23 protein-coding genes are annotated in these 26,072 nt (G+C 53.9%); 15 read left to right on the forward strand and 8 right to left on the reverse strand.

Translation table 11 applies throughout. From position 1 onward, the window contains the following. Positions 1 to 235: 235 nt before the first annotated feature. The 4 genes from KJS55_RS11025 to KJS55_RS11035 form a co-directional block, all read right to left on the reverse strand. Complete coding sequence (locus KJS55_RS11025) at positions 236 to 1,012, reverse strand: response regulator transcription factor (protein ID WP_213543345.1); 777 nt, start codon at positions 1,010 to 1,012, stop codon at positions 236 to 238. Between the two features lie 191 nt (positions 1,013 to 1,203). Then, positions 1,204 to 2,193, reverse strand: a complete 990-nt coding sequence (locus tag KJS55_RS11030; RefSeq protein ID WP_229600198.1) for an IS110 family RNA-guided transposase — start codon at positions 2,191 to 2,193, stop codon at positions 1,204 to 1,206. Then, entirely contained in the window at positions 2,111 to 2,428 is a 318-nt protein-coding gene (locus KJS55_RS17455) for an IS110 family transposase (RefSeq protein ID WP_229600199.1), read from the reverse strand. The genes KJS55_RS11030 and KJS55_RS17455 overlap by 83 nt, the downstream gene beginning before the upstream one ends. Before the next feature lie 320 nt (positions 2,429 to 2,748). Further along, positions 2,749 to 4,419 carry a hypothetical protein gene (locus KJS55_RS11035; RefSeq protein ID WP_213543346.1) on the reverse strand — a complete coding sequence of 557 codons (1,671 nt, stop codon included), beginning with the start codon at positions 4,417 to 4,419 and terminating at the stop codon, positions 2,749 to 2,751. A gap of 252 nt (positions 4,420 to 4,671) precedes the next feature. On the opposite strand from KJS55_RS11035, the gene KJS55_RS11040 reads away from it, so the two are divergent. The 6 genes from KJS55_RS11040 (at position 4,672) to KJS55_RS11065 (ending at position 11,815) form a co-directional block, all read left to right on the forward strand. After that, positions 4,672 to 5,553: a DUF4438 domain-containing protein gene (locus KJS55_RS11040; RefSeq protein WP_213543347.1), complete on the forward strand. Its 882-nt coding sequence runs from the start codon at positions 4,672 to 4,674 to the stop codon at positions 5,551 to 5,553. A gap of 524 nt (positions 5,554 to 6,077) precedes the next feature. Beyond that, complete coding sequence (locus tag KJS55_RS11045; RefSeq protein ID WP_228300568.1) at positions 6,078 to 7,199, forward strand: TRAP transporter substrate-binding protein; 1,122 nt, start codon at positions 6,078 to 6,080, stop codon at positions 7,197 to 7,199. A gap of 66 nt (positions 7,200 to 7,265) precedes the next feature. Continuing rightward, positions 7,266 to 7,817, forward strand: a complete 552-nt coding sequence (locus KJS55_RS11050) for a TRAP transporter small permease (protein WP_187032679.1) — start codon at positions 7,266 to 7,268, stop codon at positions 7,815 to 7,817. 2 nt (positions 7,818 to 7,819) lie between these two features. Then, positions 7,820 to 9,091 (forward strand): TRAP transporter large permease, encoded by a 1,272-nt coding sequence (locus KJS55_RS11055; RefSeq protein ID WP_187032681.1) that lies wholly within the window; start codon positions 7,820 to 7,822, stop codon positions 9,089 to 9,091. A gap of 131 nt (positions 9,092 to 9,222) precedes the next feature. Then, entirely contained in the window at positions 9,223 to 11,010 is a 1,788-nt protein-coding gene (locus tag KJS55_RS11060) for a M28 family peptidase (RefSeq protein WP_187032683.1), read from the forward strand. Between the two features lie 85 nt (positions 11,011 to 11,095). Then, positions 11,096 to 11,815, forward strand: a complete 720-nt coding sequence (locus KJS55_RS11065; protein ID WP_187032685.1) for an aspartate/glutamate racemase family protein — start codon at positions 11,096 to 11,098, stop codon at positions 11,813 to 11,815. A gap of 135 nt (positions 11,816 to 11,950) precedes the next feature. On the opposite strand, the gene KJS55_RS11070 is transcribed toward KJS55_RS11065, so the two are convergent. Beyond that, positions 11,951 to 13,555, reverse strand: a complete 1,605-nt coding sequence (locus KJS55_RS11070; protein WP_213543349.1) for a PucR family transcriptional regulator — start codon at positions 13,553 to 13,555, stop codon at positions 11,951 to 11,953. 287 nt (positions 13,556 to 13,842) lie between these two features. Between KJS55_RS11070 and allE the strand changes: the two genes are divergently transcribed. Further along, complete coding sequence (allE, locus tag KJS55_RS11075; protein ID WP_187032689.1) at positions 13,843 to 14,607, forward strand: (S)-ureidoglycine aminohydrolase; 765 nt, start codon at positions 13,843 to 13,845, stop codon at positions 14,605 to 14,607. Next, positions 14,594 to 15,922, forward strand: a complete 1,329-nt coding sequence (locus tag KJS55_RS11080; RefSeq protein WP_213543350.1) for a M20 family metallo-hydrolase — start codon at positions 14,594 to 14,596, stop codon at positions 15,920 to 15,922. Before allE ends, KJS55_RS11080 begins: the two co-directional genes overlap by 14 nt. A 142-nt stretch (positions 15,923 to 16,064) precedes the next feature. On the opposite strand, the gene KJS55_RS11085 is transcribed toward KJS55_RS11080, so the two are convergent. Then, positions 16,065 to 17,288 (reverse strand): IS110 family RNA-guided transposase, encoded by a 1,224-nt coding sequence (locus KJS55_RS11085; protein WP_055181456.1) that lies wholly within the window; start codon positions 17,286 to 17,288, stop codon positions 16,065 to 16,067. A 342-nt stretch (positions 17,289 to 17,630) separates the two neighbouring features. Here KJS55_RS11085 and KJS55_RS11090 point away from each other — a divergent pair, with 342 nt between their 5' ends. Continuing rightward, positions 17,631 to 17,891, forward strand: a complete 261-nt coding sequence (locus KJS55_RS11090) for a helix-turn-helix domain-containing protein (RefSeq protein ID WP_055179906.1) — start codon at positions 17,631 to 17,633, stop codon at positions 17,889 to 17,891. Positions 17,892 to 18,040: 149 nt separating this feature from the next. On the opposite strand, the gene KJS55_RS11095 is transcribed toward KJS55_RS11090, so the two are convergent. Together KJS55_RS11095 and KJS55_RS11100 are read right to left on the reverse strand one after the other, a co-directional pair. After that, on the reverse strand, positions 18,041 to 18,808 hold the full coding sequence (locus tag KJS55_RS11095; RefSeq protein ID WP_055179909.1) for a sulfite exporter TauE/SafE family protein: 768 nt from the start codon (positions 18,806 to 18,808) through the stop codon (positions 18,041 to 18,043). Positions 18,809 to 18,811: 3 nt separating this feature from the next. Continuing rightward, the gene (locus tag KJS55_RS11100) at positions 18,812 to 19,243 is read right to left on the reverse strand and encodes a MarR family winged helix-turn-helix transcriptional regulator (protein WP_055179911.1); all 432 of its coding nucleotides are present in this window, start codon (positions 19,241 to 19,243) and stop codon (positions 18,812 to 18,814) included. Positions 19,244 to 19,645: 402 nt separating this feature from the next. On the opposite strand from KJS55_RS11100, the gene KJS55_RS11105 reads away from it, so the two are divergent. The 6 genes from KJS55_RS11105 (at position 19,646) to KJS55_RS11130 (ending at position 26,061) form a co-directional block, all read left to right on the forward strand. Further along, positions 19,646 to 20,269, forward strand: coding sequence for a TetR/AcrR family transcriptional regulator (locus KJS55_RS11105; RefSeq protein WP_055179913.1), 624 nt, complete (start codon positions 19,646 to 19,648; stop codon positions 20,267 to 20,269). An 80-nt stretch (positions 20,270 to 20,349) separates the two neighbouring features. Then, positions 20,350 to 22,092 (forward strand): ABC transporter ATP-binding protein, encoded by a 1,743-nt coding sequence (locus KJS55_RS11110; RefSeq protein WP_055179915.1) that lies wholly within the window; start codon positions 20,350 to 20,352, stop codon positions 22,090 to 22,092. Next, complete coding sequence (locus KJS55_RS11115) at positions 22,089 to 23,819, forward strand: ABC transporter ATP-binding protein (protein ID WP_055179916.1); 1,731 nt, start codon at positions 22,089 to 22,091, stop codon at positions 23,817 to 23,819. The genes KJS55_RS11110 and KJS55_RS11115 overlap by 4 nt, the downstream gene beginning before the upstream one ends. A 309-nt stretch (positions 23,820 to 24,128) precedes the next feature. Further along, positions 24,129 to 24,335, forward strand: a complete 207-nt coding sequence (locus KJS55_RS11120) for a hypothetical protein (RefSeq protein ID WP_055179918.1) — start codon at positions 24,129 to 24,131, stop codon at positions 24,333 to 24,335. Between the two features lie 133 nt (positions 24,336 to 24,468). Beyond that, positions 24,469 to 24,741 carry an HU family DNA-binding protein gene (locus tag KJS55_RS11125; RefSeq protein WP_050624347.1) on the forward strand — a complete coding sequence of 91 codons (273 nt, stop codon included), beginning with the start codon at positions 24,469 to 24,471 and terminating at the stop codon, positions 24,739 to 24,741. 309 nt (positions 24,742 to 25,050) lie between these two features. After that, complete coding sequence (locus KJS55_RS11130; protein WP_050624348.1) at positions 25,051 to 26,061, forward strand: class I SAM-dependent methyltransferase; 1,011 nt, start codon at positions 25,051 to 25,053, stop codon at positions 26,059 to 26,061. Positions 26,062 to 26,072 lie beyond the last annotated feature (11 nt).

Consider the following 26,072-nt stretch of genomic DNA (forward strand, 5'->3'; position numbering starts at 1 on the left):
CAGAGGGCACTGGCAAAGGAGCTGCCGCCGCCACAGATTAAGCTTTTTTAAAGTAGGGGAGTCTCTTACCCAATAGAGCAGGAGGCGGATTTTCGACCCGCCTCCTGCGTTTTTGCGCGTGCCAAACAGCAAAAATTGCTCTTGAAAAAAGTTACTGCAAAGAGAGTATTATCAACTGGGGAAAACCGGTGTAAAATAGCAGTGGATTCGGCGCATCCCCATACTGCGGCAAATGCTACAGGTCGCTGTCAAACAGAATCTCCTTGCCGCGAATCAGTGCATTGACACGATCACTTACATTGAGCTTCGCATAAATATTCTGAATGTGCTTGCGTACTGTGAATTGCGAGATGACTAGCGTGTTGGCGATCTCCCGGTAATTCATTCCCTTGCACAGGAGAGAGAGAATTTCCTTCTCCCGGGGAGTCAAAGAGGCTCCTTCCCCAGTGATATCCGTGGGACTGCAAATCACATGGCTCATCAATGAATTCAGCCGGTCGGAGTAGGACAGCGGCAGGTCAATGAAGTGGTTGGCAATGGCGTATTGAAGAATCGGAAGCAGCTTTTTCCCGTTCTCTGCAAATGGAGCGCAGATTTCGTCAGGAAGAGCCAGGGATAAAGCGGCGCTGAGCTCTGTCACTGCCTGGGCGGTGCCGTAGAGAGCATAGGCGGAAATAGCCTTTTCAATCCGATAGTGGATTTCTGTCAGCAGATTACTGCTGCTTTTCAGCACCTTTAACCACTGCTTGGACATCATCTCAAAGCCAATGAAATCTTTCCGGTGAAGCATCATCCTGCCAATGATAATATAAGCGTAGGAGGAGTGCTGAGAGAGGCGATTGGCGTGCTCGCTGTGAATCCATTCAGGGACCTTTTCCCACTGACCTAGGCAAGTATAAATATATCCGCGGCAGATATCGCTCAGGCTGGAGAGCCGCGCGTCCCGAGAGGAGGAAAACATGGAACCAATCCGGTCGGCCAGCTCCTCAGCCTTGGCTGGGTCGCCATTCATGATAGAGGCCTTCCCAATAATGAAATACGCATAGAGTCCAATGGTATGAAGTCAAGTGGGTGAGGAAGAAAAAAATTAAGCGAAACAGAGTAAAAAGCACTGTGTAGGTAGCAAAAAGGCAACACAAATCTAAACCCTGCCCCCTGAGTTTTTGAAACAGGGCGATTTCGTCAGAGCGGCAAGCGGTGTGCTCAGCCCTCCGGCGGGATATACAGGCGGTTGTCTTTCAGCAGCCGAAAGACCAACCGAACCAGTTTTCTGGCAGTTAAAGCGAGTGCTCGTTTGTGCTGGTACTTGTTGACCTCTTTTAATTTGAGGTTATAGTAGCGCCGAAACTCGGAGTCGCATCTTCTCACAGAGTTGGCTGCTTCCAGCAGGTAGTAACGGAGATAGCGGTTGCCGGATTTAATCATCCTGGAATGCTCCGCCTCGAAGTCACCAGACTGATTTCTGTTCCAGACAAGGCCAGCGTATTTGGCGACAGAGGCTTGGGATTCAAAGCGGTGGATATCGCCAATTTCAGCGATGATACCAGCGGAGTAGACCTTGCCAATACCGGGGATGGATGTCAGCGTGTTCGGGATGATTTCAAACTGGTGTTCAATGGCCTTGTCCAAAACCTTGACCTGCTTCTCTAAAGCCCGTATGGAAGCAATAGATACGGCCATGGCCTGGTTTACAGAGTTGTTCACGGTAACTGGCAGACGGTAAGAATCTCTGGCTGCACTGCGAATAGCCTTAGCTTTTGCTGCTGGGTCAGCGAAGTTCCTGCCCTTTTCATCAATGAAGACAGTCAGTTCATCCAGATTGGCGTTCGCCAGGTCATCCACAGTTTCAAACTGTTCCATGAGCGCAATAGTAGTGGCGCTGGTGTTCTGAATGTCTTTGTCCTGGGCCATGCCGGAGCATTTGAGGAATAAGTAGTTGGCGAACCGCTGCTTTTCACGGGTCAAATTCTGAATAACATCAAATCTGGCCCTGGTAAGGGTTTGCAGGGCTTTGTAGCGGTAATCGTCCATGTAGACCTCCCTGTTGATTCTGCCAAAACGGAGATGGTCGGCAATCACAAAGGCGTCCACCCAGTCGTTCTTTGGCAGGTCAGAATAGGCTTCCTTGAACTTCCGCACCTGCTTGGGATTCAGAACATGGATTTTCCTCTGAAACCGCCCCCAGGCTGCCATCCTCACGAAGAGCGTAGACCAAGCTGTCCCCGTAGATGGAGGTGGCCTCCAGGCCAATCACCACATCGCTGAGCTGCATGGAACGAAGTGCCGACACGATTCTCTCTGACAACAGCTTAGCACCGCCAAGATTGTTTTGCACAGAGAAATTGGAGTGCTTGCTGCCGTCCGGCTTCATCAGGTAGGCCACATTGTTCTTGCTGCTCACATCAATGCCAACGAATAGTGGATTCACAATTTTCACCTCCCCATGTGGAGATTTCAGGCCAGCAGGCTTTGAGATACCCATGATAACCGGAGCATCCTCACCCTTGCTTATTAGAATCATTCCAGAGTTGGTCAATGCGATAGCCCTCACTGCCAACAGGGCGACCTTATCTCTGGCAAACAGCCAATGAGTTTGCAGCTAACTTCCGGCTCAGGGGAACAGACTCAAACTGAAGTAGCCTTTTGGCTCAACTGGAGATGATAGAACTTGACCCTGCTGTCCTACAGCTATTGTATCACGGGCATCTCAGAGCCTGCTGATACCTGAAATATTTGCTTTGAAACTTATTATACAAGGGAGATGAGGCTGGCGGATTTGCGGTCAGAATCTGTGATGCTCTCCAGGGCATAGTAGATGGCCTTGGAGGGATAGCCAGTTTCCAGCTGGTACTCCGCCTGGGTGATGTTGGCACACTTGATGGGGGAGAGGTAATCAGCCCCGTCCGAAGCGCAAAGGGACTGGAACGCAGCCACCTCCTCCACCATACTGCCAACAGAGCTGTGGACACTTCCGAGAAGACTCGGTGCAATCCAGGAGGGATAGACACCTCCCTGAGGAGAGGCGGCGGTCAGCCGAATGAGCCCCTTTGAGTAAATCTGCCCGCTCTGCCGGTTGGCCAGCGTCAGTTCAATCTGGCCAAGAACGGCCTCCCGGTCATAGGACAAGGTTTCTGTATGAAGTGTATACTCCCGCAGACTCTCCAGAAGGCGGATGCCGGTTTGCGCATAGAGGTCCGATTTCAAAAGGATGAAGGCGATCTGGCAAACAGCGATGGGGTGAACCGCCATCTGGGGAATTCCAATATCCTCGCTGCACTGGAAAAGCGTTGTGATGACCAACTCACTGAATTCCTCCACCACGTGCTGATCCAGCAGGCTCAGCAGTCCGTCCAGATCATGGTGCCGAAACAGCAGGGAGATGGCCAGGGAGGGACTGCCGGCGGAAAAGTATTTCAAGGCGATGTTCTGCAGCCCGATCCGGACCATGGAGGAGTGGACCTTCCGGGATTCCTCCTGCAAAAATTCAACAGCAGAGGGACACATGATATAGGTGGTCTCTTGGCGGCTGAGAAAAACGGTTTCCGCCGCCAGAGTGTCCAGCCATTGATGGATGGTGTCGGCATCCTCATATTTATCCAGAATTTCAATGGCATCTTCCAGCGTGAACTGCTGGAGCTCACAAAGTACCAGCAGAATATCCGCCATTTGCGGGTCCAGCTCACGGGAAAAGGCGATTCTGTACATTTGGGAGGCCAGGCGCGCGGCGTAATAGCGGTTTAAAACCTTGTCACGGGACTCCGAAAGGATATAGACAATCAGATGCGGCCACCCTCCCGTATACTCCGCCAGCCAGAAAGAGTCTGAGGCGGCATACCGCTTGTTGAGGGAAGTGGCCAGCCGGTCTGTCTGCTCCCTGCTGAACTGCAAAATGTCCTTGCCGATAAAATTGCAGTCCGGAAAGAGCAGATAACCATCGCTGTACAAAAGCGGCGGGCTCTGGCTGATCGTGACAAGATGGAACTGGCTGGAGGCGCACTGCAGCATACGTTGCAGGAGTTTATCAACCCTCTGCGTTTCCACGCGGTCAAAGTCCTCCAGAACAATCACGAGGTGCCCGTCCCTGCATAGCCCTTCCAGAAGACCGACAACCGTGGAACAAGCCTCAAAAGAGTCCGGATACTGAAATTTTGACATCTCTCTGGCAACAGTGGGAGAGAGCTTGCCAATGGCAGTGACAAACTCCCTCCAAAAGCCCTCGCCGGATTCCTGGCTCCAGAAAAGGCGAACCCAGACGAAGAGAGCACCGTGCTGGGCCGCGAAGTGTCTGAGGATGGAGACCTTGCGGTAGCCGTCCGGCGCGGCAATGATAGTCAGTGGATAGCGAAAAATGTTTAAAAGAGCTTGATCCTGCTGCGGCGTTGTAATCAACTCATCTAAAGCATGGCTTGAGGTGGTCATAGTACTTCCTTTCTGTGGATAAACAACCTGCCGTACCTGTGGTGTGCTGCAGAAAACAAGAGGAGGGTCTCAGGCCAGCCAAACAAGGCCATAGGAACCCAATTGAAATCAGTATAGCATTTTTCGTCGAAATTACAAAGAGATTTTATAAAAAAACCGGAATATAGACCGACGTTCTTGATTTTGTCCTGAAGAAGCGGCGTTAGCAAACAGGACACCCGGTTTATAAAAAAGAAAGTGAGGAAGCAACCCATGCGTACAAAGGCAATATGTAATGCGGAGAGACTGGTCATTCAGTATGGAATGGGGGTGGTTCGCCAGCCATATCTGCGCTTGATGCCCTGGCAGATCAGCCACGAGGGAGTCCCTATGATTCTGCCGAGAATGGGATCTATTACTCTGAATGTCCAAATCGGAGACAGTGTTTACAGTATGGAGGGAGACCATGTGGAGCCCGGCGTCAGCATCAAGAACCCGGGGGAGGAGGAGAACAATGCCCTGAACCTGCTCTCCTGCATCGGCAATCCGGCCACCGTGATCTCCGGTGCCGCAAAAGGAGAAAAGGGGTTTGTCACCGGCTCTCATGGCGGCGTAGATGATCTGCTGATTTACTTCCCTCGAGAGACTCTGGAAAAGATGACCGTGGAGGATAAGGTCCAGGTCCGCATGCAGGGCCGGGGGATGAAGATTCAGGGTTTTGAGGACACAGTGCACTGCATCAGTGTAGACCCGCAGCTGTTTGAAAAGATGGATATCATGGTGGAAGATGGCAGGCTGGTAATCCCGGTTGCGGCCCGGATTCCCGCGCACCTGATGGGAAGCGGAATGGGGGAGTTTAGCGCAGTCAAGGGCGATTATGATATCATGACGGCGGACCGGGAGGAGATTCGCCGGCTACATTTGGACCGGCTGCGCTATGGGGACATTGTACTGCTGGAGAACTGCGATAATACTTATGGCCGCGGCTATTTGAAAGGAGCCGTTAGTATTGGGGTTGTGATTCATGGCGACTGTATTTTAATGGGGCATGGGCCCGGAGTAAGCACAATGTTTTCCGCGAAGACACCGGTGATTGAGGGAAGGCTAGACTGTCATGCAAACCTGGCGGATCTGATGGGTGTCTCCCATAAATAGGACAACCAGACTTAAGGAGGGCTGCGGCAATTACCGCAGCCCTTTACCGCATAAAAGGGAGCTTCTGCATAAAGGACAAAAATTTGTCAAAAATAACAAAAATGCTAAAGAAAAATTGGGTAATTAACAGAAAATAGGTTGATTTGCCTAAAAAGGGGCCAAAATACTACGTTTGCAGTATTTTGTAATACACACAGGAACATTATGATAAATACATCTTCAATGGCAACACAGGAAGGGAAATGAGTACAAACGCTTTCATATATCATAGCTATCTTGCAGGTTGATCATGGTATCTCGGAGGGGAGACTTGCTGATCTGCCAAAGCGCTGTTTATAAAAGAAAACATTTCCCTGTGATGCATGGATGTAAAAAGAAGCAGTGTTTCAGATAGGAGGGATGCCGCGTTTCTTTCACGGACCCGGTTTGCAGAACCAGATATCGAAAAAAGAAGCAAGCAACATATATGGAAAGGGGAAAATCGTATGAAAAGAAACTTTTTGAGGAGAATTGCGCTCTTGCTTGTGCTATGTATGGCGCTTGGCCTGGCTGCCACTGGATGCGGCTTTGAGAGTGCGGAAGTTCCTGACAACAGTACCACTGATACAAGCGGGAATAGCACAGCGGTTCAAGGCGCTGTTGCAGATGACGCGCCATATCAGGACATTTACGCATACATTCAGACTCCTTCCGATAATCCGGATAAGGTTACAATCCGTTACGCTACCATGGCCTCAGAGGATACGCTTTATGGACAGGCATACACCCGCGGCTATGTCATGATGTTGAAATGGCTGAAGGATGCGCTGGGCGATCAGATTGAGGTGCAGTTTATTATGAACGGCAGCGTCGGTGGTACCGCAGACGCGGTGCTGGGCAACCTGCAAATGGGCAACATCGAGATGACGGACTTTACCACGACTTCCTGTGGAGAATTTTCTAAAGCGTATATGCCGCTGGACCTATTTTATCTAGTGAAGGATTTTGATGAGATGGGCGCACTGCTGGATGGTCCTGCGGGTGACATGATGAATGAGCAGTTTACCGCAGATACCAATTTGAAAAATCTCACCTATGGTATCCTGGGACCCCGCAATATGACGAACAGCAAGCATGCCATTACCGGCGTTGCCGATATGTCTGGCTTGAAGATGCGTGTACAGTCCAACCAGCTCCATATGATGGGAATGAAGGCGCTGGGAGCCAGTGCGACAAATGTTGCATTCTCTGAACTGTTCACTGCCATGCAGCAGGGCACTGTGGATGGTCAGGAAAACCCGCTTGATACCATTTTACAGCACCGTTATTACGAGGTGCAGGACTATCTGACAATTACCAACCATTTGGTGGCTGTTGCAGGCCTGTTTGTCAATAATGACTGGTTTGAGGGTCTAGACCCTGAAATTCAGGCTGCGTTTGAAGAGGCTGCTCAAAAATCCGAAACCTATGCCCGCGAAGCCTGGCATGCAGAGAACGATGCCACGCTGGAGGAGCTGAAGGGCCTGATGGAAGTCAATGAGCTGGATGACGCTGCACTGAATGAGTTCCAGGAAGCAGCCAAGAGCGCCTGGACAGAGGCCGCCGCATACATTGGCGAGGAGTATTTTAACCAGTTCCTGGAGACCTCTGGTCTGAGTGTTGAATAAAAAATTGCGGCGATGCCAAGGGGGCGGGGCTTTGCGCCCCCCTTCCTGTTAAGTGAGGTGTTGTACATGAAAGAGAATAAAGCCCAGATGCGCGGCATCAAGTACCTGTGGCACAACCTGGAATACATTTTGGCTGCGGTGTTTTTCGTCATTATGTTAGTTGCCTTATTCATACAGGTGTTTTTTCGTTTTGTCCTGAACAATCCCATTGGCTGGACGGAGGAACTGGCTGTGACATGCTTTGTCATGATGGTTTATATTGGTTCAATTGGAGCCACCCGGAATGACGAGCATATGAAGATGGAAATGGTGATTAACCTGTTTGGTCCCAAGGGACGGCTGGTGATGCTGATCATTGGCGATGTGGTATTTGCTGTTGCCAACTTGATCCTGGCATACGGTATCTTCACAGTTTCCTTAAACTTGAAAAAGTATGGAATGACGACCGCGATGCTGCACATCCCCAAGTGGATTCCCTATATGGTGCTTCCGATCTGCTTTGTAACCATGGATTTTAAACTGCTGCAGAATATCGGCAAAAAAATAAAAAAGATCAAAGAGCTTGACAACCCGGAGTCCGCTTCCGTGAATAAGAGTGCGAATCAGGAGGGGGAGTGAGTATGGAAATTCTGATTTTGGTCCTTGTAGCGCTTGCCATGCTGGCAATTGGTGTCCCCATTGGTATCGCCCTTTGCTGCGGCCTCCTAGCGCTCTCCTTTTCCTATGGCACCATTGATGTCAGCTTTATTTCCCAGGCTATGTATACCGGGCAGGAGTCACTGCCAATTTTAGCGGTTCCCTGTTTCATGCTGGCTGGAGATCTGATGCTGCGGGGTGGGCTGACAGAGCGCCTGGTCAATATCGCAAAGACCTTTACTGGGCACACCGCGGGTGGCCTGGGAAATGTAACCGTGCTGGCTAGTATGTTCTTTGGCGCAATTTCCGGGTCGGCACCGGCCACTACCTCCGCTATCGGCGGAAATATGATCCCGGCCATGGAAAAAGAGTCTCATTATGATAAAGCTTACGCGACAGGGCTTGCCTCGGTCGCGGGCTCTCTTGGCATCATCATTCCGCCCAGCATTCCCTTTGTGGTATACGCCAGCGCTACATCCGCCTCTGTGGGTGACTTGTTTATTGCTGGGGTGGTTCCTGGTATTATTGTTGGCGTGGTCATGATGGTTGTTCATACATTCCAGGCAAAAAAACACGGCTACGTGGACAAAAAGCCAAGGGTAAACTGGGCTGGCCGCCTGCGGGCCATTAAGGACGGCTTTTGGGCTGTCATGATGCCGGTGATTATTTTGGGCGGCATTTATTCCGGCGTGTTTACACCTACCGAGGCATCTGTGGTATCGGTGGCCTACGGCATTATTGTTGGAATTTTCATCTATCGCAATTTGACCTGGAAAGATGTGTGGGAGCTCACGCTGCGGACTGCCACGAAAATCGGCGGATTCATGCTGGCCTACGCACCGGCTGCCTGTTTAGGCAGCACGCTGATTCTGCTGGGTGTTACCTCGAAGCTTTCTAATCTGCTGCTGGGGATCAGCCACAACATCTATATTATCCTTTTCATTGTGGTGATCATTCTGATGATCGGCGGGATGTTCCTGGACACGACTTCTAATATTGTGGTGTTTGGCCCCATCCTGTATGCGGTACTCAGCCCGTTGGGCGTCAATGTCATTCACCTCGGGGTGATCATGATTGTGTGCCTAGCGGTTGGCTTTGTAACGCCTCCTGTCTGCATGAATGTGTTTGTGGCGTCGAATATGACGGGACTTCCTGTGGAGAGAATTGTGAAGCCGGTGATTCCGCAGATTGTTGCTCTGTTCCTCGTTTGCGTGATGCTGGCCTTTGTCCCCGGACTGAGCCTGATCTTTGTGTGAGACTGTAGGCTTGGATCATCGAAAGAATCCCTTACAGTGCCGCATTCAAGCAGAACCGTGTTAAGCAAGTCATGACATGCGCCAGCTATAACTTGAAATTTTTGGAGTAGAATAAGGTGGAGGTAACAAATATGTCTGACAAAACAGTTTTGAATCAGCTCTTGGATCAGATTAATGTAGACACGATCTGGGAGCGTGCTTCCCATATCTGCGATACCTGGCCGGACCGGCTTCCCGGTACCCCGGGCGCCAAGGAGTATGCGGAATATGTTGCGGATTATTACAGGGAGACCGGCCTGGATGACGTAAAAATTCATGTGGGTATGGGCCTTTTGAAAAATCCTGGCCCTGCTGACGTCCGGCTGCGCATCGGCGGCCAAGAGGAGAAACTGGAGTGCAACGCCAACGCCCAGTGCGGCGATACGCCCGTAGGTGGTTTTTCCGGCGAACTGGTCTATGTGGGCCCCGGCGGTGAGGATGACTATGACGGCGTGGACGCCAAGGGCAAGGTGATATTGACAGAGCTCTCCTATGCGCCGCCACGCTCCGAGAAGATGCGCCTGGGCATGGTTCATGGCGCCATTGCCATGGTCATTATGAACTGGGGTCCGGAGACCAGCACCTCCGTGCCCTATGGCACCTCGAAATCCGTCTGGGGAAATCCCACGCCGGAGGACGAGCACTTTATGTATGAGACAATCCCGGTCTTCTCCATCTCCAAGGCGGAGGGCGTCCGGCTGCGCAAGCTGCTGGAGGCAGGCGAAAAAATTGATGTTTTCATGAATTATCAGCAAAAGCAGGGCTGGGACCCGCTCTATCTGCCCAGTGGTACTGTCAAGGCCCCGGACAACCAGTCCGGCGAGTTCATTCTCGTCGCCGGCCATATGGACTCCTGGCCTGTGGGGGCCTCCGACAATGCCGCCGGAAATGCCACTGCCATGGAACTGGCCCGCGTTTTAAACGCCAACCGGGACAAGCTCAGCCGGGATGTCCGCTTCCTCTTCTGGCAGGGGCACGAGGGCGGCCAGATGGAGGGGTCTACCTGGTACTGCGACAATCTGTGGGATGACCTGAATAAGCACTGTGTCATGTATGTCAACATCGACGCCATCGGCCTAGGCGATGGGGCCACCGTGCTGCACAGCGAGCCGGCCTTTGAGCTGTGGAACTGGATTCACGAGATGAACGAGTTTGCCATGCCGGGGTGGGAAAAGGACTACTGCTTCCCCTTCAAGAACGCGGACATGTCTTTCCTGGGAATCGGCGTGCCCTCCTGCTATAACTGGATTTACCACACACCAGAGCTCCGCACGGCCTGGGGCAACGCAACCTTGGGCCTGCCCTATCACAGCGCCGATGACACGATGGACACCCTGGACAAGAACGTGATGTACTACGGTGTCCGGGACGATGCGGCCTTTGTCTTTGACCTGGCTATGCGTAAGACGCTGCCCCAGGACTTCACCGTGATGGCTGCGGAGATCTCCAAGCGGATCAGCGAGATGAAGGAATATATCCAAGACATGCCCGAAGCACAGGAGGGACTGGATTTGGACAGCGCGCTGGCGATGTCCAGGACCTTTGAGGAGAAGGCCGCAGCTGTGGAAAAAATCCGCCTGGCACAAGAGGCCAGCGGCGAGCGCAACGACCGGCTGAACTACCTGCTGATGCGGATTTCCCGGGTGGTCATGCCCATGCTGACCACGGTGACGGGCCGGTTTGAACAGGACCGGTATGGCCTGACGGGGCTCAAGTACATCATTCCCAACAGTGTCTCCGTGCTGGAGTTATCCAAGCATGCGGAGGGCACTCACGAATTTTATTTGTGGTTGAACCGTGCCAGGAAGGAGCGCAACAAAATCACGGACGCGGTGGATATGGCGATTGACATCTGCGATCTGATCCTGTCCGGCCGGTAAGATCAAATTTTCTCCTTGTGTTGGACAGGGCCTGCCTGTTGTACATGGGCGGGCCCTTGTCCCGTTGGTGAGAGAGGAGCATACCATGGAATTAGCGGTAATTATTCCTGTTTTGGCGATGTCCGACGAAATGATTCGGGCACGGATTGAGCTTTTACGAGAAAAGGCCCTGCCTACAACCCAATTTCATATTTATCAGAGCCAACGGGGGCCTGGAGCAATTGAGTCCCGATGCGACCGGCAGCTGGCCGGAGATGAGGTCATGCGTCTGAGCTGTCAGGCGCAGCGGGATGGCTGTGCCGCGGCAATAGTCTGGTGTGCTGGGGACCCAGCTGTGGATGCCGCCCGGGAGCTGGTGGATATCCCGGTGATTGGAACCGGAGAGGCTGGGATGCTGTTCGCCTATCACCTGGCACAGAATTTCTGCCTGCTGACCGGCGACGAGGACTTGGCGGCAACCTCCTATGACGTGGCAGTCCGCTCTGGGCTGGGACGGCGCATGGTGTCGATCCGGGGCATCCAGATGTCGGTGGAGAAGCTCCGCACGGACCGGGAGGCGGCGCTTGAGAAGTTGGCGCAGGTGGCGGAGGAGGCTGTGAGGCAGGACGGGGCCCATGCTTTTGTGTTTGGCTGTCTGGCATTGACCGGGATGGGGGAGGCCCTCACTGAGCGGATCGGACTGCCGGTGGTGGATTCGGCACACTGCGCGGTGTCGCTGGCGGAGAGCCTTGTCAAGATGGGGCTGCGGTACAGCCGCCGCACCTATGCGGCGCCCCCGGTGCTGCCGGAGAACCTGCGCCTGTAAAAACAGCGTGGGACGGGCATGTGTGCCGTTAGGCGGCATGCGATGAGAAGCCGCCTGGCGGGCTGTGCCCTTTCACAGCAAACAGACAGAAAAAAGCCGCTTCAGGATTCCCCCCTGAAGCGGCTTTTTCTGCAGTTATCCAAGCATTTCTGCCACACAGATTCCCAGATATATCGTCATGAGGTCATTGGTGTCCTTGAAATCACAGTGAAGAAGCTCCTTAATTTTTTCCATTCGGTGGAGCAGCGTGTTCCGATGCACATAGAGCTCCTTAGCGGCTTGAGAGGCGTTAAACTGGTGGGCATAAAAGGCCTCTAGGGTTTTGAGAAATTCCGTACCGTTGGCACGGTCATATTCCGACAGCCCCACGATGGTGTTGAGATAGATGCGGCGGAGCTCAGCAGGAGGAAGCTGGTTAAGCAGATGGTAGATGGTGTTTGTGCTGGCAAAAAAAACGTTTCGGTCTGGAAAGACAGGAAGCATCAGATGAACAACATCTGCGCACTCTTTCAGGGCGTGAGGGATGCTGGAAACGCTTTGATGGCAGTGGCCAACCCCGATCCGAAGCTGTGTGAAGGCGCCCTCGCCAAGCTGGTCCTGGAAGGAGCGGATTAGGACTCTGGCCTGCGCCAAAAGCTCTGGATTGCTGACAGAGGCATCACAGAGCAGGAACAGGCAGCATTGGCGGGCATCCATGCATAGGAAGTGGGACTGAACCGGACCAGTACTGCGGCAAAGAGCCTCTGCCGCCGTTTGTAGTGGGGCAGACAGAGCTGAAGGGTCTGAAAAAGCGGCGTCTTTTGGGAAAAGAGCGATACAAAGGCGCTTTTTTTGATAGTCAAAGTGGTGGAGATGGCAGATATGAAGAATCTCCTCATCCGCTAGATCCTCAGCAGCATCTGTCAAAAGACTGAGAAAGCCGCCCTCACACTCGCCGGAGGAGAGCCGCTGGAGCCGTGTTTGCTCCAGTTTCAGGGAGATCAAAACGGCGGCATGCTGCAAAGTGGTCAGCGCGCCTCGCAGAGAGTTGGCAGGGTCCTCTAAGAAGAAAAGACCGCCGTAGCCGCCCGGGAGAGTCACACAGAAAAACAGGTGCTGCCGGCCTGCGCAGGAGAGGGAGATGGTTTCGCCGGAGACGGGCATGGCAAAGGGACGAAACCGCTCCATACCCCGCAGCTCGGTACCGCTTGTATAAGCGGCGTCCAGACAAGTGCCGGAGCGGCTGAGCAAAAGGACAGACGTGCGGTATTGCTGGACAAGGCATTGGAGCATATGGGAGAGGCCGGCCCCAGAAAATAGGGCGTTGCTCAGAGCCATCAGCAGCCGCTGTTCGCTGCGTACGCGATAGGAGCTCTGTAAAAAAAGCCGCTGAAAGACCACGCGGCTGATATCGGAAAAGGAATAGAAAAAGGGCAGTTCCAACAGCGGCAATCCCACCCGTTCCGCTTCCTGAAGCATGGCCTCCGGAATGGTTTGAAAGAAGCGGCGGGTCTTGATGCCAAGCGCGCTGCAGCCCACCTGATGCAGCTCCTGAACCAGCTGCCGCTGTAGTGACTCGTCGTCCATAAACAAATACCCGCTGCTCAAAACCAGCTCATTGGGTTTGATCCACTTGACAACATCCAGGTTATCCAGCACATTCACGCTGGAAATCGGCGTGTCCAGCTTGTCGCTGCAGGCGACACAGTGCAGATTTTCCAAAGAACTGCTCTCGATGAGCCAGCGGAGAGTAGTTGACATCAGGTTTCTTCTCCCTTCTATCATTTTCTTTAACCATATCATAGGGTGCAAGTGGTTGTAAAGAGGCAGGGAGACATGGGACAGAGAAAAAGCAAGGATGGTGTGCATGTTGCACACCATCCTTGTGCAGATGGGGGAAAAAACGTGGAAAAAGAGCGATGGAATTGACAAGTGAGGGAAGCTTTTGTTTAATAAAGATCAGAAAACACATGGAAATACCGGACAAAATTTTATCAAAATTTCCGCCAGCTCTATGGTGGGCATGATTAACAGAGAGGAGTATTCACATGGCATATCCGAAAGACTTGTTATCCACAAGAGCGATTGTAAAACCTGGGATGTACGCAGTAATTCCGAAAGACGGCTTAGTGAACAACGTTCTGCCCTGCCTGAATGGGTGCCGAACCAGTATTGTGGCATCACCCAAAATGGGGGCCAGCTTTGTGATGTATATCTGCGATGTGCAGCCAGGCGGCGGAACCATCGGTTCCTTTGGAAACGCCCAGGGCGAAGAGGCATTTCTCTATGTGATCAGCGGTGCCGTGAAGGCCTCTGGCGAGGGCAGGGAGTTTTCTCTGGCAGCGGGAGGCTATCTCTTCACACCGCCGTCTGCGGGGCTACAATTTAAAAATGAGAGTAGCGAGGCGGCGAAGGTCCTGCTTTATAAACAGCTGTATGTTCCCTGCGAAGGGTTTTTCCCCTATCTTTATTCTGGAAATGTCAATGACATCTCCTATCGGGATTACGAGGATATGGCGAATGTCCACATCAAAGACCTGCTTCCGGTGGAATTGAACTTTGATATGAACATGCACATTCTCTCCTTTGATCCGGGCGGGTGCCACCCTATCGTGGAGACTCATGTGCAGGAGCATGGCATGTATATCCTTCAGGGGGAGGGCATGTACCTGATGGACGATGTGTGGATGGGCATCAAAAAGGATGACTTCATCTGGTTTGGCGCATATGCAGCCCAGTGCGCGTATGGTGTTGGTACGGAGCCGTTCACCTATATCTACAGCAAAGACTGCAACCGCGATGTCGTGCTGTGACCGTCACGAGCCGCCGATCAAACTGGAGGCGGACCAGCGGCGGATGGAGCGCTGGATTGAGGAGATTGACCAATATAACGCCACACCGGGAAACGGAACGACCCGGCAGTATCTGACGGATGTGGAGTGGGAAGCACGGATGTATCTCCGGGGCGAGATGGAGCGGATCGGACTTGTAGTGGAAATGGACTGCATGGGGAACTTGATCGGGACGCTTCCCGGCACCGAGCCGGAACTGGCTCCCGTCTGGACCGGCTCCCACTTTGACACGGTTCTTCACGGCGGCCGCTTTGACGGCGTGGCCGGCGTGGTGGCCGGCATGGAGGCACTGAAGCTGATCGCGGACTCCGGCGCCGCCCACCGCAGGAATCTTGCCTGCGTTGCCTATGCGGCGGAGGAGCCGGCCCGCTTTGGAATCGGCTGCATCGGCAGCCGCGCGATGGCAGGTGCTCTATCCGTTCAAGACCTGAAGACGACCCGTGCGCTGGACGGCCCGTCCCTCTATGATGAACTGAGAGCCAGAGAATTGGCGGCGGATGATATTGAGAGCTGCCGCAAAAAGCCGGGAGATGTGTTCTGTGCGGTGGAGCTGCACATTGAGCAAAACAGCGTCCTGGAGACCTCTGGGGTGCGCCTTGGGGTTGTAAAGGCCATCTGCGCGGCGCTGAATTTTACGGTGACGGTTACGGGCACAGCGGCGCACGCCGGTGGGATGCCGATGGAGAGCCGGCGGGATGCTTTCGCAGCGGTAAGTGAGATGTCTCTGGCGCTGGAACGGATGACGCGGGAAAACCGGATGAGCGAGTACTGTACGGGGACCATCGGCTTTTTGCAGATCGAGCCCAACGCATCCAATATCATTCCGGGGCGTGTGAATTTCACGGTGGATATCCGGGACTGCGACGCGGCATCGAAGAACCAGCTCTGTGACAAAGTACGAGAGGAGTTCGCAGAGATCGCGGCGCGGCGCGGGGTCGCCCTGGAGATGAGGCTGCAGAACAATGACGCGCCGGTTTCCAGCCACCCGGCTTTAAGGACGCTCCTGGCGAACTGCTGTGAGCAGCGCGGAATTTCCCATTGCGAACTGATCAGCGGCCCATTCCATGACTCCTTGTTTGTCGGGAGATTTGCCCCCATCGGCATGCTGTTTGTGCCCAGCCGGGACGGCCTCTCCCACTGCCCTCAGGAGTGGACGGACTGCGCTGATATGAAGGTGGGCGCGGAGGTGCTGGCAGACGCGCTGCTGCACGCGGCCAACCTGGAAAGCCTGGATCAGGATGGAACAGACAATCACATTTTGAGTCCAATGGTATGAAGTCAAGTGGGTGAGGAAGAAAAAAATTAAGCGAAACAGAGTAAAAAGCACTGTGTAGGTAGCAAAAAGGCAACACAAATCTAAACCCTGCCCCCTGAGTTTTTGAAACAGGGCGATTTCGTCAGAGCGGCAAGCGGTGTGCTCAGCCCTCCGGCGGGATATACAGGCGGTTGTCTTTCAGCAGCCGAAAGACCAACCGAACCAGTTTTCTGGCAGTTAAAGCGAGTGCTCGTTTGTGCTGGTACTTGTTGACCTCTTTTAATTTGAGGTTATAGTAGCGCCGAAACTCGGAGTCGCATCTTCTCACAGAGTTGGCTGCTTCCAGCAGGTAGTAACGGAGATAGCGGTTGCCGGATTTAATCATCCTGGAATGCTCCGCCTCGAAGTCACCAGACTGATTTCTGTTCCAGACAAGGCCAGCGTATTTGGCGACAGAGGCTTGGGATTCAAAGCGGTGGATATCGCCAATTTCAGCGATGATACCAGCGGAGTAGACCTTGCCAATACCGGGGATGGATGTCAGCGTGTTCGGGATGATTTCAAACTGGTGTTCAATGGCCTTGTCCAAAACCTTGACCTGCTTCTCTAAAGCCCGTATGGAAGCAATAGATACGGCCATGGCCTGGTTTACAGAGTTGTTCACGGTAACTGGCAGACGGTAAGAATCTCTGGCTGCACTGCGAATAGCCTTAGCTTTTGCTGCTGGGTCAGCGAAGTTCCTGCCCTTTTCATCAATGAAGACAGTCAGTTCATCCAGATTGGCGTTCGCCAGGTCATCCACAGTTTCAAACTGTTCCATGAGCGCAATAGTAGTGGCGCTGGTGTTCTGAATGTCTTTGTCCTGGGCCATGCCGGAGCATTTGAGGAATAAGTAGTTGGCGAACCGCTGCTTTTCACGGGTCAAATTCTGAATAACATCAAATCTGGCCCTGGTAAGGGTTTGCAGGGCTTTGTAGCGGTAATCGTCCATGTAGACCTCCCTGTTGATTCTGCCAAAACGGAGATGGTCGGCAATCACAAAGGCGTCCACCCAGTCGTTCTTTGGCAGGTCAGAATAGGCTTCCTTGAACTTCCGCACCTGCTTGGGATTCAGAACATGGATTTTCCTCTGAAACCGCCCCAGGCTGCCATCCTCACGAAGAGCGTAGACCAAGCTGTCCCCGTAGATGGAGGTGGCCTCCAGGCCAATCACCACATCGCTGAGCTGCATGGAACGAAGTGCCGACACGATTCTCTCTGACAACAGCTTAGCACCGCCAAGATTGTTTTGCACAGAGAAATTGGAGTGCTTGCTGCCGTCCGGCTTCATCAGGTAGGCCACATTGTTCTTGCTGCTCACATCAATGCCAACGAATAGTGGATTCACAATTTTCACCTCCCCATGTGGAGATTTCAGGCCAGCAGGCTTTGAGATACCCATGATAACCGGAGCATCCTCACCCTTGCTTATTAGAATCATTCCAGAGTTGGTCAATGCGATAGCCCTCACTGCCAACAGGGCGACCTTATCTCTGGCAAACAGCCAATGAGTTTGCAGCTAACTTCCGGCTCAGGGGAACAGACTCAAACTGAAGTAGCCTTTTGGCTCAACTGGAGATGATAGAACTTGACCCTGCTGTCCTACAGCTATTGTATCACGGGCATCTCAGAGCCTGCTGATACCTGAAATATTTGCTTTGAAACTTATTATACAAGGAGATGAACACATATGGATATTGGATCGGATGGCGTCCGGCATACTGTCATTACCTTTGAACCCTTCCTAAAGCGGAAAGAGCTTTGTGGCTTGACAGACGCACAGATTGGAAAACGCTTCGGTTTAACAAAAGATACCGTAAATGCAATGCGGTTACATGACGAGGTGCCGTTTAATACGGTCCAGAAAATTTGTCAGGAACTACATTGCCAACCGGGTGATATTATGGAGGCATTAGATGTTTGGATCATCCCGGCAACCAAGGAAAAGTAGGAAGCGTTTCTGGCGGGCTGCTTAAAAAGCAAATACATCTCAGTATGATAAAAAGCGCCCTGGGCCGTCCAAAGTTGGAACGGCCTGGGGCGCTCATCGTATTGTCAGCGCTCATCACAGGGAAACCAAGCCCGTGCCGGAATCCGTGATTACAAATAATTGACGGCCAGCATGACGATACCAAGAAGCGCAAGGATAGCGCCGGTAGCCCGGTTGAGGACGGCCGGGCTGGCCTTGTTGGCAAATTTGGCCGCTATCCGCGCCCACAGGAGGGTGGAGAGCACACAAAATATCAGGCACCAAATATCCGGAGCACCGCCAATGGCAAAGTGGCTCGCCGCGCCGGTGAGCGCGGTGAAAGTCATAATGAATACGCTGGTGCCCACGGCGGTCTTGAGCTCATAGCCCAAAACGCTGGTCAGCAGGAGCAGCATCATCATGCCGCCGCCCGCGCCCACGAAGCCGCAGATAAAGCCGACGATCACGCCGCAGGCCACAGACTGGAAAAACCGCTTCCGGGGACTGACCGCATCCATAGACTCCTTGGCGGTCATCACAGGCCGGACGAGGAACTTGATGCCCAGGAGGAGGGTCATAAATACAGAGAAGCCGCCCATGGTCGCGTTGGGGAGAAGGCTGGCGACCCAGCTTCCCACCAGGGTGAACAGGAGAACTACAGCCATCATCACAAGGCCGTTTTTAATGTCCAGGTTTTTGTTTTTGTGATAGATATAAGCGCTGACCGCGCTGGCGAGCACGTCGCTGGCCAAGGCGATCCCCACCGCCTGATAGGCAGGCAGATCCAGGAACGTGATGAGCATGGGGGAAATGACGGCCGCAGCGCTCATACCCGCAAAGCCGGTCCCCAGGCCGGCGCCGATCCCGGCCACGAAGCAGATGAAAAAGGTGTAGAGCATTGCTTAGGCATCTCCTTTGAACGCAAGGCGCAGATTTTCGCCGATGCGGGTGAAGGCGGATTCCAGGGCGGCCCGCTCCTCTGTGGTCATCCCCTGGGAAAGCTGTACGCGCAACGCGGCCTGAGCGGCCTGTCCGTCGGCTACGGCAGACGAGGAGGCAGGCAGAAGGCGGAGGTGGGCGCTCTTTCGATTTCCGGGGAGGTAGCTCCGCTCCAACCACCCCCGGCGGATCAGGGAGTGAATCGAGACGGACACATGGGATTTGGTAAGTCTCCGCCGCTCCACAATATCGGCGGCGGTATCATAGGCCGGCGCGTTGGCCAGGAAGAGCAGGATGTCCAGCTCCATCCGGGTGAGGTCCCATTGCTGAGCGATGGGGTCCATCGTCTGATCATAGAGCCGCTTGAACAGAAAAAGATGATCCCAGAATTCCATCCTCGCCCTCCTTCCCCGCAACATAAACAGCAGGCGCATTATTGTTCTATTCAGAACTATAATGCAGTGTAAAGGAAAAAACTGGTTTTGTCAAGAGTGGAGCTTGATGGGAGGTGTTATCCTCTTGCACTTCCCTGATTGAACAAAAATTCGTGTGGAGAGCCATGTATGACGGACAAAATCCAGTGGGGCACGGGCGGCTCGGCGGAGTTGATCCTCCGTGCGCTCCGGCAGGCATATCCCGACTTGTGCGAATAACATAAAACAGAAAGTAACCAAGAAAACGGCCTTTGTTTCATGCAAGGGTCGTTTTTGATTGCCAGCCCTCTTGACAGTTCAGACTCAAAGTGCTATATTCAAAACATCGTTATAAAACAGTGTTTTGAAAAAGGAGGAATGACAGTGGCAAAACAAAAGGCGGGCGTCTATGACAAGGTGCTGGAGTGCGCCAAGGAGGAGTTTTTGTCCAAGGGGTTTCTGGACGCTTCTCTGCGCACCATAGCTCAGGCGGCAGATACCAGCACCGGCTCTATCTATACCCGCTTCGGGGATAAGGAGGGGCTGTTCCGGGCCATCGCAGAGCCGGTGGTGGATCAGTTCAAGTCCATGTTCCGCAGGGTACAGGAGGATTTTCACCAGCTCAGCGAGGAGGAACAGCGTGCGGATATGGGACAGTACACCGCCCGCCATCAGGAGGAAATGCTGGACTACATCTACGACCACTTTGATGTTTTCCGTCTGCTGCTGGACGGGGCTCACGGCACCCGGTTTTCCTGCTTTCTGGACGAATTGGTGGACATAGAGGTAGAGTACACCTACAAGTACATGGAGGTCATCGGCTGCGAGAGCGTCAAGTCCGGCCTGGTGACGGAGGAGTTTATCCACATCATCGTCACCGCCTACTTCAACGGCATGTTTGAGGTGGTGCGGCATAACATGGACCGCGCCGCCGCCCACCGCTATGTCAAGATGCTCAACCGCTACCACATGGCGGGATTTTCCACCGTGTTCGATCCTCAGTCCTGATAAGAGGCTGTGCCTTTGGGTGCAGCCCTCTCATTTGTACAAAAGTTAGCAATTACTAACCAAAAGGAGGAATTTATATCATGAAACAACAAAGTCCCATGCTCCGTCTGTGGGAGCTGGGAGAGGGACAGCAGGGCGGCTTGAAGCGGGCGGTCCTGTCCGCTGTGGTGGGGGTACTGTTTGGGATGCTCCCTTACTTCGCCGCAGCGCAGATCATCCTGGGCCTGCTGAAAGGGGAGGAGAGTACACAATACTACCTGATATGGTGCGCAGTGGCGCTTGTGGGCTTTTTGCTCCGGGCCACCCTGTATTCCCTGGCCCTGTCCCAATCCCACAAGGCCACCTTTGCTATCCTGAAATCTATCCGGGAGAAAGTGCTGGAGAAACTGCCGAAGATGCCTCTGGGTACGATTCTGGACACCTCCAGCGGCCAGATGAAACAGGTCATCGTGGACCAGGTGGAGAGCATGGAGCGGCCTCTGGCCCATCTTCTGCCGGAGATGACCGCCAATGTGCTGGGGCCGGTGTGCATCCTGATTTATCTGTTCGTCTTGGACTGGCGGATGGCCCTTTTGAGCCTGGTGTCCATCCCGGTGGGCATGGCTTTCATGATGGCGGTGATGGCCGGCTACGGAAAGCAGTACGAGAGCTCGGTCAAAACCACCCAAGCCATGAACAGCGCCATTGTGGAGTACATCGGCGGCATTGAGGTCATCAAGGCGTTTAACCAGGGCAAGCAGTCCTATGCCCGCTTCTCTGACAGCGTAAAGGCCAACGCCTCCTACTTCTACCACTGGATGAAGAGCTGCCAGATGCCGGTCTCTTTGGCCCGTGCCATCTCGCCCACCACCATGATCACCATTCTGCCGGTGGGCTGGCTCCTCTATACCGGAGGGAGCTTGCCCATCGAGACCTTTATCACCACCATCGTCCTGTCCCTGGGCATTGCCGGGCCCCTGCTGGCCGCCATGGACTTTGTGGACAGTCTCGCTAAGGTGGGCACCATCGTGGGCTCGGTGGATGCCATTTTGAACGGAGCGGAGCAGGACCACGGGGAAACGCCGGCGGAGTTCCAGGGCCGGGATATTCAGCTCTCCCATGTGTCTTTCGGCTACCATGCAGACAAGGAGGTGCTCCACGATGTATCTCTCACCATCCCCGCCGGGACCATGACCGCCTTTGTAGGGCCCTCCGGCTCCGGCAAGTCCACCATCGCCAAGCTGATCGCCGGCTTCTGGGATGTGACCTCCGGCTCCATTACTCTGGGCGGGCAGGATCTGAGGCATATCCCGTTAAAGCAGCTCTACGACCAGGTGGCCTTTGTATCCCAGGACAACTACCTCTTTGACGAGAGCATACGGGAGAATATCCGCATGGGCCGCCCAGCGGCCACCGACGCCGAGGTGGAGGCCGTGGCAAAGGCCGCCGGGTGTGACGCCTTTATCCGCAGTCTGGAACACGGCTATGGCACGGTGGTGGGCGGAGGCGGCGCCCACCTGTCCGGCGGTGAGCGTCAGCGCATCGCCATCGCCCGGGCCATGCTCAAGGACGCGCCTATTGTGGTGCTGGACGAGGCGACCGCCTACATAGACCCCGAGAACGAGGCCGTAGTCCAGCAGGCCGTGGGCAGGCTGGTAGCGGGAAAGACCGTGCTGGTCATCGCCCACCGCCTCAGCACCATCACCGGCGCGGATCAGATCGTGGTAGTCAATGGCGGCCGCATCCAGGATGTGGGCACCCACGGGGAACTTTTGAAAAACTGCCCGCTGTATCAGGAGATGTGGCGGGCGCATATGGGCGCAAAGGAGGGAGAGCAGGCATGATCGGTGTTTTGAAAAAAATCTGGGACTTTGCCGGAGAGGAGCAGGGCAATATCCGAAAGTCCATGATTTTAGGCTTCTTCTACGCGGTGTTCCACATGTTCCAGATCGCGGCCATCTATGTGGTGGTGCTGGCCCTGGTGGGCGGCTCCACAGACTCCGCCCCGGCATGGCAGGCTCTGGGGCTTCTGCTGGCCAGCATTCTGGGCCGGGCGGTCCTCAACCGCTTCAGCCAGCTCCAGCAGACCCACGCCGGCTACTTTATGGTGGCGGACAAGCGCATTTCCATCGGTGACAAGCTCAAGCGGGTCCCCATGGGCTATTTCAACGACCAGAGTTTGGGAGAACTCACCGGCATCACCACCACCGTTCTGGACGAGGTGGAGAGCACCGGCCCCATGGTGCTGGTCAGTATTCTGGGCGGCCTGATCAATTCCGCCGTCATGCTGCTGTGCGTCCTGTTCTGGGACTGGCGGATCGGCCTGCTGGCCCTGGCGGGGATGCTGGTATATCTGGCCCTCCTCTCCGGAATGGAGAAGCAGTCCGCCAAGATTGCCCCCAAGCGCCAGCGGGATGAGGCCCGGCTGGTGGAGGCGGTGCTGGAACAGCTCCAGGGCATGAGTGTCATCAAGTCCTTTAACCTGACGGGAAAGGGTGACAAGCGGGTGCGGCAGGCGCTGGAGGACAGCAGGGCGAACAATCTGGCGGTGGAGAAGCTGTTCACTCCCTATATCTGGGGCCAGGAGATGGTCCTCCACCTGTTCAGCGTGCTGATTCTGGCGGCGTCGGTGGGGCTGTGCCTGACGGAAGCCATGTCCCTCGCCAACGCACTGATGGCGGTCATCGTTTCTTTCCTGATTTTTTCCCAGATCCAGTCCGCGGGCAGCGGCGTGTCCGCCCTGCGTCTGGTGGGCAGCTCCATTGACCACGCCAACCAGGTGGACGACATCCCGGAGATGGATCAGCGCGGCACGGCCATCCGCCCGGAGAGCCACGAGATTGTATTCGACCATGTGAACTTCTCCTATGGAAGCCGCCCCATCCTCAAGGATGTGTCACTGACTATCCCAGACCGGACCACCACCGCCATTGTGGGGCCTTCCGGCTCCGGCAAGACCACCCTTTGTAACCTGATCGCCCGGTTTTGGGATGTGGACGGCGGCCGTGTGACCATTGGTGGCCGGGATGTGCGGGAGTACACACTGGAATCCCTCATGGAGCAGGTGAGCATGGTGTTCCAGCGGGTGTACCTCTTTGCCGACACGGTGGAGAACAACATCAAGTTCGGCTGCCCGGGCGCTACCCATGAACAGGTGGTGGAGGCCGCAAAAAAGGCGTGCTGCCACGACTTCATCTCTGCCCTGCCGGATGGATACGGCACGGTAATTGGCGAGGGAGGAGCCACGCTTTCCGGCGGGGAGAAGCAGCGCATCTCCATCGCCCGGTGTCTCCTGAAGGACGCGCCCATCGTCATCTTCGATGAGGCCACGGCCAATGTGGACCCCGAGAATGAGGACCAGCTCCAAAAGGCTATGGAAGCCCTGACGCGGGAGAAAACCGTGCTGATGATCGCCCACCGGCTCAAGACGGTGCGGGGTGCGGATCAGATTCTGGTGGTAGACCAGGGCCGCGTCGTCCAAAAGGGTACCCACGACGAACTGATCCAGCAGGCGGGCATCTACCGGAATTTCGTCTCCGAGCGAACGGAGTCCAGCCGCTGGACACTTTGATTGAAAAAGACAACGCTGCGGTGTGGGTATTCTATTACCTGCGCCGCAGCTGTCTGATTACAGAATATTCAGATTTTTAGGATGCTGGAGAGATGGGGGCCTTTTACAAGCATGAGTGACATATGTTCCCTTCGAGGTCCGAGGCCCTTTGCGCTAATTTTGAGTGCCTGCATTGGAAACGCAAGGGAAAAAGCATCCAAACCGGCCCGCACAGTTGCATTTTCCGTGAGTTCCCTGTTATAATACCAGCAGGAAAACGGTTGGAGCGCGGCGTGGTTTGGCTCGGAATATCAAATTGGAGGTATTTCGATGCGTACAGAGGATTCCCTGGAGCAATCGCTCCGCCGTGTACTGAAGGCGGCTGGCTACATGATGCGGAAATCCCATGCGCCCATCAGTGCGGACAACCTTGGCGGCTACATGATCGTGGATATGTCCAGGAATACGGTTGCGGCAGGCGGCCGCTTTGAGCTGACTTTGGAAGATGTCCGGGAGTGGGCACGGGATATGTGCTGACCGCGGCTGCGGCTGAGGGAGGAACGCCCTCAGCCGTTATGCCTTGGGCTTCATCTCTGTGGTAAGCCGCTGATGCGGCTATCATGTAAAGAGTGCTTATCCAAATCAATAGAAAGAGAAAGGAATTTGCTTTATGAACAAGGGAGAACTGATTGCTGGTATGGCCGAGGAGAGCGGGGTTTCCAAAGCGGATGCAGAGAAAGTCTTGAACGCATTCCTATCCCAGGTCGAGAAAGCGTTGTGCGCGGGAGATAAGGTCCAGCTCACCGGCTTCGGCAGCTTTGAAGTGAAAGAGCGTGCTGAGCGTACGGGCCGGAATCCCAAAACCAATGAGCCCATTGTGATCCCAGCCGGAAAGATGCCAGTCTTTAAGGCTGGCAAGGTATTAAAGGACGCAATTAAATAAAAAGGCAGACGGCGCAACACATATCAACTGCATATAAGAACCTGATTCAAAAGTCACCCCTCTGAACACTCGCTCAAGAGGGGTGATTTATTTTGTGTCCCGAAGAAAGGTTTCAAAGCAGGTAAGGTAGACTAACTTGTAGCAGCGAGGCCGTTTCCTTGGATGAAAGCTGTACCGTACATTCCAATATTCCTATAATCTGGATGAACGAAGCACTCTATGCCTTTCCTTGACAGAAGCCGGTGGTTCCGGTATAATTAAATTGAGGTTAGCAATGACTAACCATATAAAAACAAAGGGGGTTTTTTAATGTTCACAATCAACAAGTCTGTAAGTGTTTGGGAACAGTTAGTCCAGCTTCCATTTTTAAATCTATATTCCAGATTGCTCAATGCGGCCATGGAGCTGGATGTATTTTCTCAACTTTGCCAGCCGGTTACTGCTGAAGCACTGGCAGTTCATATGGGATGGCATAAGGCAAATACAGAATATCTGCTCAGTGCATTGGTATCCATCGGCTTTTTAAACAAGACGGACGGCACTTACCAGAACACCGCGGAAGTTGACCGCTATCTGGTCAAAGGGAAAGATGAATATTTGGGAGGCTTTCTGCCCTTTTATATGCAGGAAGGCATGGCACCTATGGATGTGAAGCTGTTGGTCACAAAAGGCCCCCAGTCCCAGCAACAGGAAGCGATGGAGCAGCAGTTGGATTTTGCCTCTTTTGCACAGCGGATGCGACAGGCACAGGAAGGTTACCGGCAGCAGGAGTTGTTGCGGATTGTGCGTTCTCTGCCGGAAAATGACCAAATCAGGCGCGTGCTGGACCTAGGCGGTGCTACAGGACTTTTAGGGCTGGCAGTCATCGGTGATCGGCCGGATCGTACTGGCGTCCTATTTGACCGTTTTCCCCCGGCGGTGGTGGAAGAATCCATCTCCCTTATGGGACTCACTGACCGCACGGAAGTGATGTGCGGCAACTTTATGGCAGACAGAATTGGAGAGAGGTATGATCTAATCCTGGCCCTCAATGTGATGCTCTTTGCCAAAGGCCGTATGGAAGAACTGCTGAAAAAGTGCTATGACGCACTGAATCCCGGAGGGGTGCTGCTGGTTATCAGCGAGGCTATCCTGCCTGACCACACCGGCCCCTGGGATATGGTAATGGGGTATCTGCCGTATTACTTCCAGGGGATGGATATGGGCGTATTAAAAAACGAAGTATCGGATGCGGCCGTACGCGTGGGCTTTACAAAATGTGAAAAACGCACGGAATGCCTCTGCTCTGGCACACAGGACATTGACATTATTCGGAAATAAGGAGTGTATCT

This window comes from Pusillibacter faecalis, assembly GCF_018408705.1.
Classification (GTDB): domain Bacteria; phylum Bacillota; class Clostridia; order Oscillospirales; family Oscillospiraceae; genus Oscillibacter; species Oscillibacter faecalis.